22 protein-coding genes are annotated in these 16,014 nt (G+C 44.1%); 4 read left to right on the top strand and 18 right to left on the bottom strand.

From position 1 onward, the window contains the following. The first annotated feature begins 64 nt into the window (after positions 1–64). From NSQ26_RS11800 to NSQ26_RS11785, 4 genes are read left to right on the top strand one after another with little or no spacing between them, the layout of a single operon-like run. On the top strand, positions 65–814 hold the full coding sequence (locus tag NSQ26_RS11800) for an ABC transporter ATP-binding protein (RefSeq protein ID WP_499718250.1): 750 nt from the start codon (positions 65–67) through the stop codon (positions 812–814). Then, positions 789–2,258, top strand: coding sequence for a hypothetical protein (locus NSQ26_RS11795; protein WP_499718249.1), 1,470 nt, complete (start codon positions 789–791; stop codon positions 2,256–2,258). The genes NSQ26_RS11800 and NSQ26_RS11795 overlap by 26 nt, the downstream gene beginning before the upstream one ends. Beyond that, a complete protein-coding gene (locus NSQ26_RS11790) occupies positions 2,251–3,108 on the top strand; it encodes a PqqD family protein (protein WP_499718248.1) in 858 nt (285 codons plus the stop codon). The genes NSQ26_RS11795 and NSQ26_RS11790 overlap by 8 nt, the downstream gene beginning before the upstream one ends. Further along, a complete protein-coding gene (locus NSQ26_RS11785; RefSeq protein WP_090776269.1) occupies positions 3,105–3,395 on the top strand; it encodes a hypothetical protein in 291 nt (96 codons plus the stop codon). Before NSQ26_RS11790 ends, NSQ26_RS11785 begins: the two co-directional genes overlap by 4 nt. A gap of 49 nt (positions 3,396–3,444) precedes the next feature. On the opposite strand, the gene NSQ26_RS11780 is transcribed toward NSQ26_RS11785, so the two are convergent. The 18 genes from NSQ26_RS11780 to rplO form a co-directional block, all read right to left on the bottom strand. Further along, positions 3,445–4,041 (bottom strand): flavin reductase family protein, encoded by a 597-nt coding sequence (locus NSQ26_RS11780; protein ID WP_499718247.1) that lies wholly within the window; start codon positions 4,039–4,041, stop codon positions 3,445–3,447. A 505-nt stretch (positions 4,042–4,546) separates the two neighbouring features. Continuing rightward, a complete protein-coding gene (gene rpsI, locus NSQ26_RS11775; protein ID WP_090776267.1) occupies positions 4,547–4,939 on the bottom strand; it encodes a 30S ribosomal protein S9 in 393 nt (130 codons plus the stop codon). A gap of 20 nt (positions 4,940–4,959) precedes the next feature. Continuing rightward, on the bottom strand, positions 4,960–5,397 hold the full coding sequence (gene rplM / locus NSQ26_RS11770) for a 50S ribosomal protein L13 (protein ID WP_090776266.1): 438 nt from the start codon (positions 5,395–5,397) through the stop codon (positions 4,960–4,962). Between the two features lie 275 nt (positions 5,398–5,672). Beyond that, positions 5,673–6,569, bottom strand: coding sequence for a phosphotransferase family protein (locus tag NSQ26_RS11765; RefSeq protein WP_499718246.1), 897 nt, complete (start codon positions 6,567–6,569; stop codon positions 5,673–5,675). A gap of 74 nt (positions 6,570–6,643) precedes the next feature. After that, positions 6,644–7,420: a tRNA pseudouridine(38-40) synthase TruA gene (gene truA / locus NSQ26_RS11760; RefSeq protein WP_499718245.1), complete on the bottom strand. Its 777-nt coding sequence runs from the start codon at positions 7,418–7,420 to the stop codon at positions 6,644–6,646. A gap of 19 nt (positions 7,421–7,439) precedes the next feature. Further along, entirely contained in the window at positions 7,440–8,234 is a 795-nt protein-coding gene (locus NSQ26_RS11755) for an energy-coupling factor transporter transmembrane component T family protein (RefSeq protein WP_499718243.1), read from the bottom strand. After that, a complete protein-coding gene (locus NSQ26_RS11750) occupies positions 8,231–9,088 on the bottom strand; it encodes an ATP-binding cassette domain-containing protein (RefSeq protein ID WP_499718242.1) in 858 nt (285 codons plus the stop codon). The genes NSQ26_RS11755 and NSQ26_RS11750 overlap by 4 nt, the downstream gene beginning before the upstream one ends. Next, the gene (locus NSQ26_RS11745; RefSeq protein ID WP_499718241.1) at positions 9,064–9,891 is read right to left on the bottom strand and encodes an energy-coupling factor transporter ATPase; all 828 of its coding nucleotides are present in this window, start codon (positions 9,889–9,891) and stop codon (positions 9,064–9,066) included. Before NSQ26_RS11745 ends, NSQ26_RS11750 begins: the two co-directional genes overlap by 25 nt. 127 nt (positions 9,892–10,018) lie before the next feature. After that, on the bottom strand, positions 10,019–10,375 hold the full coding sequence (gene rplQ / locus NSQ26_RS11740) for a 50S ribosomal protein L17 (RefSeq protein WP_090776260.1): 357 nt from the start codon (positions 10,373–10,375) through the stop codon (positions 10,019–10,021). A 24-nt stretch (positions 10,376–10,399) separates the two neighbouring features. Further along, positions 10,400–11,344: a DNA-directed RNA polymerase subunit alpha gene (locus NSQ26_RS11735; RefSeq protein WP_090776259.1), complete on the bottom strand. Its 945-nt coding sequence runs from the start codon at positions 11,342–11,344 to the stop codon at positions 10,400–10,402. A gap of 167 nt (positions 11,345–11,511) precedes the next feature. Then, positions 11,512–11,904: a 30S ribosomal protein S11 gene (rpsK, locus tag NSQ26_RS11730; RefSeq protein ID WP_090776258.1), complete on the bottom strand. Its 393-nt coding sequence runs from the start codon at positions 11,902–11,904 to the stop codon at positions 11,512–11,514. A gap of 20 nt (positions 11,905–11,924) precedes the next feature. Then, entirely contained in the window at positions 11,925–12,290 is a 366-nt protein-coding gene (gene rpsM / locus NSQ26_RS11725; RefSeq protein WP_090776257.1) for a 30S ribosomal protein S13, read from the bottom strand. A 21-nt stretch (positions 12,291–12,311) separates the two neighbouring features. Beyond that, complete coding sequence (gene rpmJ / locus NSQ26_RS11720) at positions 12,312–12,425, bottom strand: 50S ribosomal protein L36 (protein ID WP_090776256.1); 114 nt, start codon at positions 12,423–12,425, stop codon at positions 12,312–12,314. Positions 12,426–12,457: 32 nt separating this feature from the next. Further along, positions 12,458–12,676 (bottom strand): translation initiation factor IF-1, encoded by a 219-nt coding sequence (infA, locus tag NSQ26_RS11715; RefSeq protein ID WP_010896341.1) that lies wholly within the window; start codon positions 12,674–12,676, stop codon positions 12,458–12,460. A 75-nt stretch (positions 12,677–12,751) separates the two neighbouring features. Further along, positions 12,752–13,498 (bottom strand): type I methionyl aminopeptidase, encoded by a 747-nt coding sequence (gene map / locus NSQ26_RS11710; protein ID WP_090776255.1) that lies wholly within the window; start codon positions 13,496–13,498, stop codon positions 12,752–12,754. Further along, positions 13,495–14,148 carry an adenylate kinase gene (locus NSQ26_RS11705; protein WP_090776254.1) on the bottom strand — a complete coding sequence of 218 codons (654 nt, stop codon included), beginning with the start codon at positions 14,146–14,148 and terminating at the stop codon, positions 13,495–13,497. Before NSQ26_RS11705 ends, map begins: the two co-directional genes overlap by 4 nt. Before the next feature lie 112 nt (positions 14,149–14,260). Then, positions 14,261–15,574 carry a preprotein translocase subunit SecY gene (gene secY / locus NSQ26_RS11700; protein WP_090776253.1) on the bottom strand — a complete coding sequence of 438 codons (1,314 nt, stop codon included), beginning with the start codon at positions 15,572–15,574 and terminating at the stop codon, positions 14,261–14,263. Continuing rightward, positions 15,574–16,014, bottom strand: a complete 441-nt coding sequence (gene rplO, locus NSQ26_RS11695; RefSeq protein ID WP_090776252.1) for a 50S ribosomal protein L15 — start codon at positions 16,012–16,014, stop codon at positions 15,574–15,576. Before rplO ends, secY begins: the two co-directional genes overlap by 1 nt.

The raw sequence follows: 16,014 nt of genomic DNA, 5'->3' as shown, positions 1-16,014 counted from the left end.
TCGGGGCGGAGGCTACTCCGTTCCAATGTCTTCATCACCTTACATACATAAAGGAGGGTTCTCAATGCTTCATGTACAAGCAATTAAAAAAGTTTATGACAAGCAGATCGCAGTTCATGACGTGAGCTTTCACATCGGACAAGGAGAAGTTGTTGGGCTTGTCGGTCCGAATGGGAGCGGGAAAACGACGACCATTAATGCCATTTTAAATGTCATTAACTTAACTGACGGTGCTGTACATATGGGAGACTTTCCATGCACGAGCAAATCATTTAAGAAGCAAGTCTCTTATGTTCCTGATGACCTCCTCCTCCCACATGTGCTCACAGGGAAAGAATATATTGAGTTCGTCGCTGCAATGTATGAACTCGACATTGCCAACAATGAACGCTTGACCTCTTTAATTGACATCTTTGATATGAAAGAAGCATTAAAGAAACCGATCGAGGCGTATTCCCACGGCATGAAGAAAAAAATCCAACTCATTTCCGCGGTCATGCTTGATACAAAACTACTTGTCTTAGATGAACCATTCCGTGGGCTTGATATTGAAGCAAGTATTATTACAAAAAAATTAATCAAAAATTTCACCAGACAAAACTGCTCGTTGCTGCTTTCAACACATGATTTGCTTACCGCTGAAGCACTTTGCGATCGGATTGTCATTCTTTCTAAAGGAGAAAAGGTCGCTGAAGGGTCCCCAGAAGAATTGAAACAGACGTACGGCGCAACCGATTTAGAGGAAGTGTTCTTAATTGCATCTGGACTCAAAAGCAGGAGTGATCGGTATGAAAAAATCATTCAAAATATGTAAGATTGTCCTCAAAATGTGGCTGAAAGAGTTCGCCAAAATCATTAACTCCTATCAAAAACTCATTTTGCTTATCTTTTTCTTAGGATCGATCATGTTTGTTGGTGCTTATGGTAGTTATCAATTGACCAGCCCGATTATGGAAACCTTTTTACAAGGAAATTATGAATCGCTTACATTACTTGTGTTTGCAGCACTCATGAATACATCGGTCATCTCTGTGGCACTTTATATTGCTTTTAAAACAATCACACCAGAACAAGACCGCTTATCGACACAATTAAACTGGTTCCCGCTCTCGAAGTTTGATATTCAAGTAGGGTACTACTTACCTTTCGTCGCGATGATTACATTCACCACACTACTATTTACATCGATTATGATGTTGCCGTCATTGCTTGTACACGGCATCGACATTGGTTTTATTGGTTGGTTATATGCAGTTATTCTGTTACAAACATTGATGATTGTTTCTTTGGCACATGCCACATATACCATCCTCTATGTCTCGATGAAAAAAGTTGGTTTGCCGTTGCCGAAGTCGTTGTCATTGTTTGCGCTCACGGCCATTTGTGTCATACTCGGTTTGTCTTTATTCGATCTAAACGAAATTACGACAGCAGCAACAAACTTTGACTATAAACTTTTTTATTTGCTTGCGCCACTATTTTTGGTCGTGTTTGATCTGATGGTGACGAGCCCATCCATGGTTTTTGCAGTGACAAGCGTCCTTTTATTTGCAGTGGCGATCCCTTTTATTACGATGTTGCTGCCATACAACCAACCAGAGAAACGACAAGTCACCCTCCTTTCTAGTGTAGAAGGACCGAAAAACAAATATTTAGCTCTGATGATGAAAGAACTGAAAACGGCGATCCGACACGAAGAAACGATCTCCACATTTGTGATGATCGTGACACTCCTTCTCATCGCTGTCATTTCTTTCGAATTCACACCAACGGTTTACGCGATTTTACCATACTTCCTTGCTGCCCTTGCTTCACTACATGCACTGCAATCGTATGGCAATGATGTACACATGTTCCCACTCTATCGCTTTTATGGACTCGAGACGCGAATGGTATTTGGGGCAAAGCTCTCTGCCCTTGTCGCAGTTGCATTATTTCAGCTCATCGTCTTTTTCTTATTTATCGTCAGTCCGTATCTCACCGTCAACATGTTACTCATTTGTGTTGCTGTGTTATTGACGGCGAGTTTGATACTTTATGCCATCGGCTCAATTATTCCGATTAATAAAGACAACCCTTTGACAGGGGTTTTCTCTTTTGCAAGTTTGTTAGTGTTCGTGATCCCGATGTTCTTTATTATTAATACCTTTTTTCCCGACTTATCGCTTGGCATTAAAATAGGGATCATCATCGTATTTGAAAGCATCCTGCTTTATCTCGCTTTCTATGTGACGAAATGGAGACTACATTATGTTTAACTACATTCCTGTCATTCCTCATAGCGTGGAGGTTCATACAGACTGCATTGAAGATAAGCAGACAACACAATCATTTCCACTTAACGCAACGGCAAGAACGATGTTAACTGTCATTGACGGTAAAAAAAACATCGCGATGATTATTGAAGCACTTAACGACATTTTCCCTGTGAGTAAGGAGCAATTACAAACAGATTTCATTCAATTATGTCGCTCCTTGAACGAAAAACATTTGCTTAATTTTCATGTCACTTCTTCTAATAAAGTGGTCTCAGTCTTACGATATTACGCCCAACAATACCACCCTAGCTTCCATGAGCGAACAGATATTTCCGGAAAAAACTTTTTGCCGATTTTCATGCACTTGTTCGTCCTGTTATTTAAAAAGCTGTCGCTCTTTTGGTGCTTTATCACCCTCATGTTTGCTGGGGCAGCGGTCATTTTTCAAACACCGCAATTACTTTTATACGTTTACTATTTTTCAGTGCTTCACATCGTCGTCGTTGTCAGCTTCGCTCTCCATGAAGCCCTTCATACGTATCTCGGCAGAAAAATTGCCGGCACACCTTTTGGTTTTATCGCCAATGATTGGCTTTCAATCAAATTTGTCCGTCCTGCCTCTAGTCAAAAGATGCCGCGGATGTGGCTGGCGACATTACTCGGTCCACTCATCCCTGGCACGATCGGGCTCATCGGGCTGATTACCTTAGTAAGCACCACTTCAACACCACCTATTGTTGGCGTGTTCAGTTGCATCTTATTTTCACTTCATTTACTTTATCTTAATCCATTCTTTGGCGACGGACGCACCTTAGTTCAACAACTTTTACTTAGGAGGCTTTCATTATGATGAAAAAACCATTACGAGCAGCACTAACAGCCGGTGCCTTTAGTTCACTTATTATCATTCCATTCGTAACCGTCATGTTCACACTCTATTACATGTTTTCAGGAACAGCAAAAAGTTTTTTGTTCAATACTGTGACAATTGATGCTGATGCAGACGCGGGGCGCTTATCTTTTGAAATTAGCCAAAACTACTTTTATCTGCTCATCGCAACCTTTTTCATCGTATTTGCCGTTATGTGGCTCTTCACCTCTTGGCGGACAAAAAGAGCAGAAGCTATTAGTAAGTAAATGTAAAAGGTCAACCGAAGCACAAATGATGTGCCCCGGTTGACCTTTTTTATGCGCGGAATGTTTTTCCGAGTGATTGTTCAGCTAAACCAAAGTAATGGCGGAAGTTGTAAATGAGTGGACTCCATCTACTCGGATCAACATGGTGCTCATCTAGCACAATGTCTTTATGTGCGTGTACACAAACGACTTCCGTTTCAACAATTGCAAAAAACGAAGCATACTCTGGCTCACGAATGTGATGTACTTTCGCTTCAAGTTGCAGTGGAAATTCAGCTAGCCGGGAAGGTGCGACATCATGCGCACCCACAGCAGTTAAGCCACTCGCTTCATGCTTGTCCTTTTTGTATGTAAATCCAAGTTCATGCTTCCAGTCCGGTACTGGGTCTGTCCCAGTATAAGAAGCGATCCGCTCAACATGCTTCCATAATGCCGGGCTTGGTACGTTGATGACACATTCGGGATGACGTTTTAAGTTTTCAATGGCTTTTCCGCCTAAACCTATACCAAGTGTTACAAAAGAACCAAGTGCCCACGAAGAAGACATCGGGCTAATATTGATGGTGCCATCTTCGTTTAACGTATTTAATAAAATGACGGGTGTACCATAATACAAGATTTTCGGTTCGATCACTGTTGTTTCCATTATTGTTCTCTCCTTGTTGGTGTTATGAACCTTAAAAAGAAAGCGTATACATATGTTCTTATGTTACAATAACTACTAGTTGAACAAGCTAGATGAGGGCTAATGTCGCCTCCTGCTAGAAGGGAGGTGATACGCATGACGACGTTCCAACAATGATGCTCATGCTGCAAACAGCGATTGTTGTTGTCTTGATCCTGTCGTTCCGCGATAAAGAAGAAAAATAAGCCCTCGAGCCGCTGAAGTTCGTCGGGCTTATTTTTCAGTTCCAACGTGACGTTAGCGCCACTAGCATTCAACCATGCCGGTGGATCTATGATCTGCCGGTCTTTTTTAGCTTATGTCTTTATACCAATATTATACACTGAAAAAAGGAAACGAATCAAGGGGCATATTGACTAGAAGCACCAGCAACATAAGGGTATTTACCAAAAGTGTGAGCACCTACTTTTTCAAACAAAAACAACCTCCACACCAAAAGGCGCGGAGGCTTGGAAACATTGCTGTATTAACGTTTTGAGAACTGAGGTGCACGACGTGCTGCTTTCAAACCGTATTTCTTACGTTCTTTCATACGTGCATCACGTGTAAGGAAACCAGCAGATTTCAATGATGGACGGTTTTCTGGATCAACTTGTAATAGCGCACGCGCTACACCGTGGCGAATTGCGCCCGCTTGTCCAGTGAAGCCACCACCGTTTACATTTACATGTACGTCATATTGTCCAGTCACACCTGTTTCTACAAGTGGTTGCTTGACAATAAGTTTCAATGTTTCTAGACCGAAATATTCATCAAGGTCACGACCGTTTACAGTGATTGCACCGTCGCCAGGAACGAGGCGTACACGGGCAACTGAATGTTTACGGCGACCTGTACCATAATATTGTACTTGAGCCAAAGTCATTACCTCCTAACAGATTAACCGCGAAGCTCGTATGCTTCTGGTTTTTGTGCATGATGATTGTGTTCAGGGCCTGCGAATACGTGCAATTTCATGCCTTGTTTGCGGCCAAGCGTGTTCTTTGGTAACATCCCTTTAATCGCTAACTCTAGCATACGCTCAGGCTTGTTTGCGCGCATATCTTGTGCCGTCGTTTGCTTCAAGCCACCTGGGTGGTTTGTGTGACGGTAGTAGATTTTGTCTTGTAGCTTCTTTCCTGTCAAGTGAATCTTGCTTGCATTCACGATGATCACATGATCGCCTGTATCAACATGCGGTGTGAACGTTGGTTTATATTTTCCACGTAAGATGGACGCAACTTCTGATGCAAGACGACCAAGTGTTTGACCTTCTGCATCAATTACATACCATTTACGCTCAACTTCATTGGACTTTGCCATATAGGTTGTACGCATTGATGATCCTCCTTCATAATAAACAGCTTCCTATTGTTGTTCTTTTTATTCATGCAGACGCACATCATATCCTGTGAGACTGGCTGATCTACTGAGGATGTGGTGCATGCTTCTATGCATATTCATTCCGTAACCCGGGGCAGTGGGTCTTTAGAATTACCATTTAACATCATACAATATATAGCGGGTGATGTCAACTACTTTTCCCTTCATGGAACCGCCATTTCCTCAGCAATACAGATGTCAATCCAGTTCAATCATTAAAATATGGATCATCATTTACGCACCGTCGCCTTCCCTACTTCTTCCTGTAACGCACCGACAATGTTGTGAATGCGCTTTACTTGTTGTTCAAATTGCTGTTCATTTCGTTGCTCCGAATAAAAAACAATGGCCAACATGACCGCCGTATCCAACCGGTACAATAATGCACGTACCGTTTTAAATGCCGCTTTTTCAAATGGCAACGCAAGATCAAAGTCCCCATACTCCATCATTCTGCAAAACTCTAACAAAGGGGGCCCGATTAACGCATTACTCCAATCAAGTAAAAAGAGTCTATTTCCATCTTGACTTTCTAAAAAGTTTTGTGGGCGCACGTCCATGTGAAGCAAACAATATTGTTCATGTTCCTGTCCGGGAACCAAATAGGGGCGGACTTGGTCTAAAGAGAATGGGAGTGATACAAAGTTTTCAATCACTGTTAACCGCCGCGAAAGACGCGCTACGATCACTTCATTAACATCATTATAGTCTTCCATGCCTCGCAATAGGAACGTTGGCAATGGCATAGCGTGCACAGACGCGAGTACATTTGCGACTTCCTTGTTACTGAGCGGTTTTGCTGGGTACAAACGATCCATTACCAATAGAGGTTCTCTGCTCGTCTCGATTAATGTCAATCGTTTAGGACTATGTGCAAACCCATTTTGCTGCAAATGCTTAAGTAATGCATATTCTTGCGCAAGAATTTCTCTACTCTCATGTATGAGATCGTTACCATTATTGATGTGTGCCTCTCTCGTTTGTTTGATTGCTACTTGCTCATTCGTGACATGGTCGAAACCTTCATACACAATTGATTCAAGTCCTTCACCAATTTTTGTTGTTGCAACGATGCGACGTTCTTGAAGCATTTTATTTAACATAAAAAGTTTATCCTTGTCGGTCATTGTAACACCTCTTTTGGAGATTTCGCACATCATAAAGCATCAAGTTCTCTACCTCACCACTTGATGCTTCCCTTTTAACATCCTTCCCGCCTATCAAACGTAAAAAGTGACTCCTCATAATCCACCTGCCATAAATACAACCCATGCGCCGGTGCGGTCTTCCCTGCTTGCTCGCGGTCTTCTGCCACAATAATCTGCTTTAAATCATCAGCATGACGCTTTCCTACCCCTACTTCTAGCAGTGTTCCTACAATAATTCGAACCATATTATACAAAAAACCGTCCCCACGAACAATAAACACAAGCTCATCCCCTTGCGGCTGCACACAAGCGTGCGTAATCGTCCGTACTTTGTGACTAATGTTAGTGTTCGCAGCGCAAAATGACGAAAAGTCGTGTGTACCGAGTAAATGTCGCGCCGCCGTTTGCATTGCTGGCACATCAAGCCGTTCTCGAATGTGTACAGCTTGATGGCGCCTAAAAATATTCGGACGTGCCCCGCACATCACCATATAGCGATATTCCTTGGCAACCGTATCATAACGGGCGTGAAATGTGTCTGGTACGGTCTTTACTTCTTCTACTTGAATATCTGCTGGCAACTTTGGATTGAGCGCATACGGCCATTTTTCATCTGGGAGTGCGAGCGGTGTATCAAAATGAATCACTTGACCATAGGCGTGCACACCGGCATCGGTGCGTCCTGAGGCAACGACAGGGATGTGCATCCCTTTATGGACCTCCGTTAGCGCTTGTTCAAGCGCAGCTTGAATTGTCCGTTTTTGCGGCTGTACTTGATAACCCGCATAGTTCGTGCCTTCGTAACTAATTTTACATGCGCGTCTTCCCATGTCTTTCTCCCCTTTAACTTTACAGCGATATCATCACGACGATGAGCACAAATGATAGTAGCAACGTCAATGTATCACGCTTTGTCCACTTCATTTTTTTCCACATCGTTCGGTGCTTCCCCGGAACATACCCACGTGCTTCCATTGCTTGCGCCAATTCTTCTGCTCGTTTCAATGAACGGACCATCAATGGAACCAATAAAGAACTGATTGTGCGTACACGTCTCCTTAATGGCTGATCACGAATGACAACCCCTCTTGCTGTTTGCGCGCGCACCATTTTCTCTAGTTCTTCTGCCAGTGTCGGTAAAAAACGGATCGCGACTGACATCACAAGTGCGAGTTCACTTACCGGCACCCGCGCCTTTTTCAGTGGCATGCATAAGCGCTCAAACGCCGACGTCAATTGCAGTGGCAAGGTCGTCACCGTTAGGAGTGTTGCGGCAATGAATAATAATAACGTGCGCCAAACGACACGGAGTCCGCCAAAAACACCTTCTTTATACAACGGAAATGAAAATATGGTCACCAGCTCCTCACCTGTACGCACGAAAACCACTTGCATCATAAAGAAGATGAACAAGAATATACCTAATAACTTGAACGTTTTCATTAAAATACGCCAAGACACACCGCTGAGATGCCAGCCCAGCGCGACGGCAATCGTTGCCACTATAAACGCAAGGGCACCATTTATAGCGAATAACGCAAGTGAAAACAGAAACGCGCTCAATAACTTTACCCGGGCATCAAGTGTATGTACGAAAGAGTCACCTGGTATATAGCGCCCAAGTAACATTGTATGTGCCTTCATGTTGTTGGTCCTCCCACCTTCTCTAGCCACGCTGCAAGTGCTGCCGCATCTTTTAAAAATGGGTATGGTTGTGACAGCGCCATATTTTTCGCAAAACGCATCGCTTCTGGCTGCGAAAGATGCGCCCGGACACAAATTTCTTCTGACTGGAAAATACGTGCAGGTGTGTCCACGGTCAACACACGACCGTCATGCATAACAACACATACATCAGCAAAGCGGGCAACGTCATTCATGTCATGCGTCACAAGCCACGTTGTCAGTCCGTTGTCACGATGATACGTCATAAGCATTTGCATAAATTGTGCTTTTGATAATGGATCAAGCCCCGCTCCAGGCTCGTCCAAAACGAGCATTTGTGGCTTTTGTGCGAGCACAGATGCCAGCGCCACCCGCCGTTGCTCGCCCCCAGATAAGTGGAACGGAGAACATGTCTTAAGTGACTGCGCTACACCCATGATGTCCATCGCATCATCTACGTACCGCTTGACCGTTTGCTCATCAAAACCAAAATGTCGCGGACCAAACGCAATTTCTGCTTCAACCGTTTCCGCAAATAATTGGTTTTCGGGATATTGAAAGACAAAACCGACTTTCTGCCTTAACGGAAATAACTCATGGGCGCGCTTAGCATATGAAAGGTCATATTCACCCACACGAATCTTACCTACACTTGGCGTAAGCAGCCCGTTTAAATGTTGAATCAGCGTCGATTTCCCTGAACCTGTTTGACCAATGACCGCAACAAACGCGCGCGAAGGAATTGTAAAAGACACATCGACTAACCCTGGAATAGGCTGTCGACCAGTTTCTACCTCATAATTGTACGTTACATTTTCAAATAATACGTCCATAGCGCTTCAATCAACGCCTCCTCGCGATCACAGTGCGGTAGATGCACGCCACGCTGCTTCAGTTGTTCCTGTAGTTCATAAACAAATGGGCGCGTCACTTGGAGTTTCTGCACAAGCTGGATGCTCGAAAACAGCGCCTCAGGTGTTCCGTCATAGACGACTTGCCCTTCAGCAAAACCTAGTACGCGATCTGCACGTTGCATTTCTTGCACATCATGCGTTACAGAAATGATTGTCATCCCTTTTGCATGCAACTGATCTATGCACGCGTTTACTTGCGCTTTCCCTTCTGGGTCGAGCATTGAAGTCACTTCATCCAGCACAACAACCTCTGGAGACAGTGCAACAACACCGGCAAGCGCGACACGTTGTTTTTGTCCGCCGGACAACTGATGTACACTTCGTTTTAGCAATGGTTCGATCCCAAACTGCCGCGCAACTTGTTGCAAACGTTCCGTTATTTGTTCCGCTGGCCATTCGGCATTTTCTAGCCCAAACACAATATCATCTTCCACAATGCTTGTCACCAACTGATGGTCAGGATTTTGAAAAACGAAACCGACCTTGCTCCGAATGAATGCACATCCTTCCTTACATTTCGTGTCTAATCCGTCCACCATCACTACACCGCTTGTCGGGATAAGCAGTCCATTAAGCAAGCGGGCAAAAGTTGACTTCCCTGAACCATTGCCACCAACAATCGCCACTCGTTCTCCTTGCGCAATTTTCACATAGACATCTGTCAATACTTGTTTTGTTGTATCAGGATATTGGAACGCATCACAGTGCACGGTAAGGTACATTTCCTTCCCCTCTTTCGCGTACAAAAAAAGGGCATAGAGAATTAAACCTCCTGCCCTTCCTATCACTGTCAAAACGCACGACTCACCTTGCGTTTTTGCGCAAGGTGGCTGCATTTAAACGTGCACATTAAACAAATTCAATAATTGCCATCGGTGCGCCATCTCCACGACGAGGACCGACTTTCAAAATACGTGTATAGCCACCTTGACGCTCACTAAAGCGTGGTGCAATGTCAGCAAACAGCTTTTGAATCGCATCTTGCTCTTCATTTGCCATCTCTTTACGAACAAATGCAGCCGCTTGACGACGCGCATGCAAATCGCCACGCTTACCTAGTGTGACCATTTTCTCAACGATCGGACGCAATTCTTTCGCTTTCGCTTCTGTTGTTTCAATGCGCTCATTAATGATTAGATCTGTCACTAAGTCGCGAAACAACGCCTTACGCTGTGAACTTGTCCGACCTAACTTTGAGTATGCCATGCTCATTCCCTCCTTTAAAACCTGCTATTCTTCATTCCGTAGCCCAAGTGTAAGCTCAGCCAACTTTTCTTGTACTTCTTCTAAAGACTTCCGTCCTAAGTTCCGTACTTTCATCATGTCTTCTTCTGTTTTGTGCGTCAGCTCTTGTACTGTATTAATCCCAGCTCGCTTCAAACAGTTATAAGAACGAACAGAAAGGTCAAGTTCCTCAATCGTCATTTCTAGCACTTTTTCCTTCTGATCTTCTTCTTTTTCAATCATGATTTCTGCTTTTTGAGCTTGATCCGTGAGACCTACGAAAATATTTAAATGCTCCGTTAAAATCTTCGCACCAAGGGCCACTGCATCCTCAGGACGCGTGCTCCCATCAGTCCATACATCAAGGGTTAGTTTATCGTAATTCGTGACTTGCCCAACACGTGTATTCTCAACTTGATAGTTTACACGTGATACAGGGGTGAAAATCGAATCAACAGGTAATGTACCAATGGATTGATCGTCACTTTTGTTCGCATCAGCGAGTACGTAACCACGGCCACTTTTCGCTGTTAAACGCATGCGAAGTGATGCCCCTTTTGTCAGTGTCGCAATGTGCAGGTCAGGATTTAAAACTTCAACATCACTGTCATGAGTTAAATCGCCTGCTTTTACAACCCCTTCTCCTTGAACATCGACTTCTAGCGTCTTCACATCATCCGAATAAATCTTCAAGGCTAGCTTTTTCAAATTCAAAATAATTGTTGTCACATCTTCCACAACGCCTTCAACTGTTGAAAACTCGTGTAGGACACCATCAATTTGAACATTGGAAACAGCAGCCCCCGGAAGAGAGGATAAGAGAATACGGCGCAACGAGTTTCCAAGTGTCGTTCCATAACCACGCTCTAGTGGCTCAACAACAAACTTACCATATGTGGCATCTTCACTCACTTCGACCGTCTCAATATTCGGCTTTTCAATTTCAATCATTAAACAAACCCTCCTTCAAAACGTCGAACTCCGGAAAACGCAAGGATTGCTCAGAAGGCATTTTTTACCTCCCGATGAGCAAACCCGTCAGTCTTACCTTCATTGTCAAATAGATGTCGTCTCATCCATTATAGACACTAGCAGGAAATCTATACAATGATTGATTATTACACTCTACGACGTTTCGGTGGACGGCAACCATTATGAGGTACAGGTGTCACATCTTTGATCATATTCACTTCAAGACCTACAGCTTGTAATGAACGGATCGCTGCTTCTCGACCAGCACCAGGCCCTTTTACAGACACTTCTACTGTTTTCATGCCATGTTCCATTGCAACTTTCGCGGCAGATTCTGCTGCCATTTGCGCTGCATATGGCGTCGATTTACGAGAACCTTTAAATCCAAGTGCTCCTGCGCTTGCCCATGAAATCGCGTTCCCGTGTGGATCTGTGATCGTCACAATCGTATTGTTAAAAGTGGAGCGGATATGCGCAACACCTGAATCAATATTTTTACGTTGACGACGCTTTGGACGAGTATTCGTTTTCTTAGCCATGGTTTAACAAACCTCCCTTACTATTTTTTCTTATTCGCGATTGTCCGCTTAGGACCCTTCCGCGTACGCGCATTGTTTTTAGAATTTTGACCACGAACCGGTAAGCCGCGACGATGGCGAATCCCACGATAACAACCAATCTCAATCAAACGCTTAATGTTTAAAGACGTTTCCCGACGAAGATCACCTTCTACTTTATGTGCTTCAATCGCTTCGCGAATACGTCCTAGCTCTTGCTCTGTTAAATCCCGAACGCGCGTGCTTTGATCAACGCCAGCTTGATCAAGAATTTGCGCTGCTGTCGATTTACCAATTCCATATACGTATGTGAGTGAAATAATGACGCGCTTATCACGCGGAATATCCACACCTGCAACACGTGCCATACATAGCACCTCCTTTAATTATTAGCCTTGTTTTTGTTTATGCTTTGGGTTATCACAAATGACCATAACATGACCATTGCGACGAATCACCTTGCATTTATCACAAATCTTTTTCACAGATGGTCTTACCTTCATAGTACAAACCTCCTCATATACGGAGTGTGGATTTATTTATAACGGTACGTAATTCGTCCGCGCGTCAAGTCATAAGGAGAAAGTTCGACCGTCACTTTATCACCCGGTAAAATCCGGATAAAGTGCATGCGAATTTTTCCAGATACATGCGCCAGAATTTTATGACCGTTTTCAAGCTCAACCCGAAACATTGCGTTTGGCAATGGTTCAATGACGGTTCCTTCCACTTCAATCACATCTTCTTTTGCCATGAATGGGTATCCTCCCTTCGAGTAAGATGCTAGCAAACCTAAAGGTCTCTTCGAAGCTTGTTTGAGACTGTTTACTCATCGCTGCGTCAAGATTTCATATCCTGTCTCTGTGATCGCAATCGTATGCTCAAAGTGAGCACAGTTTTTTCCATCTACAGTCACAACGGTCCACTGATCCGCAAGTGTTTTCACATAGCGACTGCCTGCATTAATCATTGGCTCAATTGCTAGCACCATGCCAGGCTTTAAGACGGGGCCTTTCCCTGGTGGTCCATAGTGAGGAATTTGTGGGTCTTCATGCAAGTTTTGCCCAACGCCATGTCCTACATACTCTCTCACAACCGAGTAACCAAGTGGCTCAACATACGATTGGATCGCATGTGAAATGTCAGAAAGACGATTGTCCGGTCGCGCTTGTTCAAGTCCTTTAAACAGCGCTTCTTCTGTCGCCAGGAGCAATCGTTTGTCTTCTTCACGAATTTCACCGACAGCATATGTCCATGCTGAGTCTCCATGATAGCCGCGGTAACAAGCACCAATATCCAGGCTAATAACATCGCCATCCTTTAGCACGCGACGTCCAGGAATGCCATGCACCAACTCTTCATTGACTGACGCACAAACGCTGCCTGTAAAACCACCGTATCCTAGAAAAGAAGGTACCGCATCGTGCGAACGAATAAACGCTTCGGCCATTGCATCTAACTCACCGGTTGTCATCCCAGGATGAATGTGTGGCTTGAGATGTGCATGCGTCAAAGCAACAATACGTCCTGCTTCACGCATAATTTCAAGCTCACGTGCTGTCTTAATCACAATCATGAACGCTGCTCCAAAAAGAGTGCTTCAATATCGCGAGAGACTGCCTCAATGTCCTGATCACCATCGATGTTTTTCAGATAGCCTTTCGCAGTGTAGAAATCAATCAAAGGCTGCGTTTGTTTTTTATTCACTTCAAGACGTTTCTTGACCGTTTCCGGTTTGTCATCGTCTCGTTGAATTAAGTCACTACCGTCAATATCGCATTTACCCGGTACTTTCGGTGGGTTATACGTGAGGTGATACGCTTTGCCTGATGTCGGTGAAACCCAACGTCCTGACAAACGCTCGATTAACACTTTCTCTGGCACATCAATGTTAATGACGTAGTCAAGCGTACGCCCAATCTTCTCAAGTAGTTCCTCAAGTGCCTCAGCTTGTCGCGTTGTACGCGGAAATCCATCTAGCAGAAATCCGTCCGTACAATCAGCTTGCATGAGTCGTTCACGCACAATCCCTATTGTTACTTCATCTGGAACGAGCTCACCTGCATTCATGTACGATTGCGCTTTTAAACCAAGCTCCGTTTCATTTTTAATCGCCGTCCGAAACATATCGCCCGTAGAAATATGCGGGATTCCGTGACGTGCAGTAATTTGCTCTGCCTGTGTCCCTTTTCCAGCACCTGGCAAGCCCATGAGTATTAAATTCATTGACATCCCCTTCCAGAGTACAGATCACAGTCGCCAGAAGCCAGGTTTGCGGCATCACTCATGCAACATTCTAAGCATGACTTCTGACTTTCAGAAAAGTACCTGTAACGTTTTACTTCATAAAGCCTTTATACGACCGTTTAATAAGCTGTCCCTCAATTTGTTTCATTGTATCTAATGCTACACCAACAATGATTAACAATCCAGTCCCGCCAATTTGAACTGCAGAAGGCAAATTCATTACGGCAATAAACACGACTGGGATCGTAGCAATTGTCGCAAGGAACAACGCACCTACAAACGTGAGTCGGTATAAAATTTTCGTTATAAAAGTTTGTGTCGCTTGACCAGGACGAATGCCAGGAATGTATCCACCTTGCTTTTGTAAGTTCTCTGCCATTTTTTCCGGATTCACTTGCACAAATGTATAGAAATACGTGAAAGCGATGATGAGTGCAACAAACACAGTACCGCCAATCCATTTACCTGGCTCAAAATTGGCTATGATCCACTTTGCAATATCATTTTCTTGCCCCACAAACGATGCAATCGTTGAAGGAAAGTAAAATAACGCTGAAGCAAAGATGACTGGAATCACGCCGGCTGCATTTACTTTAATCGGTAAATGCGTCGATTGACCGCCCATCGTTTGTCGGTTAGCCACTCGCTTCGCATACTGCACAGGAATTTTCCGTAATGCTTGCTGCACATAAATGACCCCGATGATAATGAGCAATACGACCAGCGCCAATAACGCGACGGTGACGACACGCAAGAACAATTGATCACCAGCGCCTTCAAGTTGCGATACGTATAGCTGCTTCAACATACCCGGTACGCCAGCTGCAATCCCTGCAAAAATGAGCAAAGAAATCCCATTGCCGACACCATACGCAGTAATTTGCTCACCTAACCACATGAGAAATGCAGTCCCAGCTGTTAAAACAAGCGCAATTGTCAAGAACGTCGTGACATTTGTGTTTAACAAAAGTGGTTCTCCCGTCGAGTTAGCCGACGACATCGTATTAAACCCGATGGACATCGCGATTGCTTGAATAAAACCTAAAACGATCGTTCCATATCGTGTGACCTGTGTGAGCTTTTTCCGGCCAGCTTCACCTTGCTTTGCCCATTCCGCAAACTTCGGTACAACATCCAGTTGTAATAACTGAACGACGATCGATGCTGTGATATAAGGCATGATCCCCATCGCGAAAATCGAGAAGTTACTCAAGGCACCCCCGCCAAATGAGTCAAGAAAACCAAACGCTGTGGCTCCTTTAAACATTTCGTCTAACGCAGCACTATTGGTGCCTGGGACTGGAATAAATGACCCAATTCGAAACACGACAAGCATCATAAGCGTAAAGATGATTTTGCGACGTAAATCTTTTACACGGAAGATGTTGGAGATCGCCTTGAACATTAAACCACCTCTGTTGTTCCGCCAGCTGCTTCAATTGCTTTGACTGCAGAGGCAGAGAACTTGTGTGCTTTGACAGTTAAGTTCTTGTCTAAACTTCCATTACCAAGAATTTTAATGCCGTGTTTCACGTTTTTAACAACCTTCGTTTCAACCAAAAGTTCCGGTGATACGACGGTACCTGCTTCAAAACGATTCAACGTATCGACGTTTACGACGGTATACTCTTTACGATGAATATTTGTGAAACCACGTTTTGGTAAACGACGGTAAAGTGGGTTTTGTCCACCTTCGAACCCTGGACGAACGCCACCACCTGAACGGGCATTTTGACCTTTATGTCCCTTACCGGAAGTTTTACCGTTACCAGAACCAATTCCGCGCCCTACACGCTTGCGGACTTTACGTGAACCTTCTGCTGGTTTTAACTCGTGAAGTTTCAT

The organism is Bacillus sp. FSL W7-1360, assembly GCF_038592975.1.
Taxonomy (GTDB): domain Bacteria; phylum Bacillota; class Bacilli; order Bacillales; family Bacillaceae_D; genus Shouchella; species Shouchella lonarensis.
This window is presented reverse-complemented; position numbering and strand designations above follow the sequence as displayed.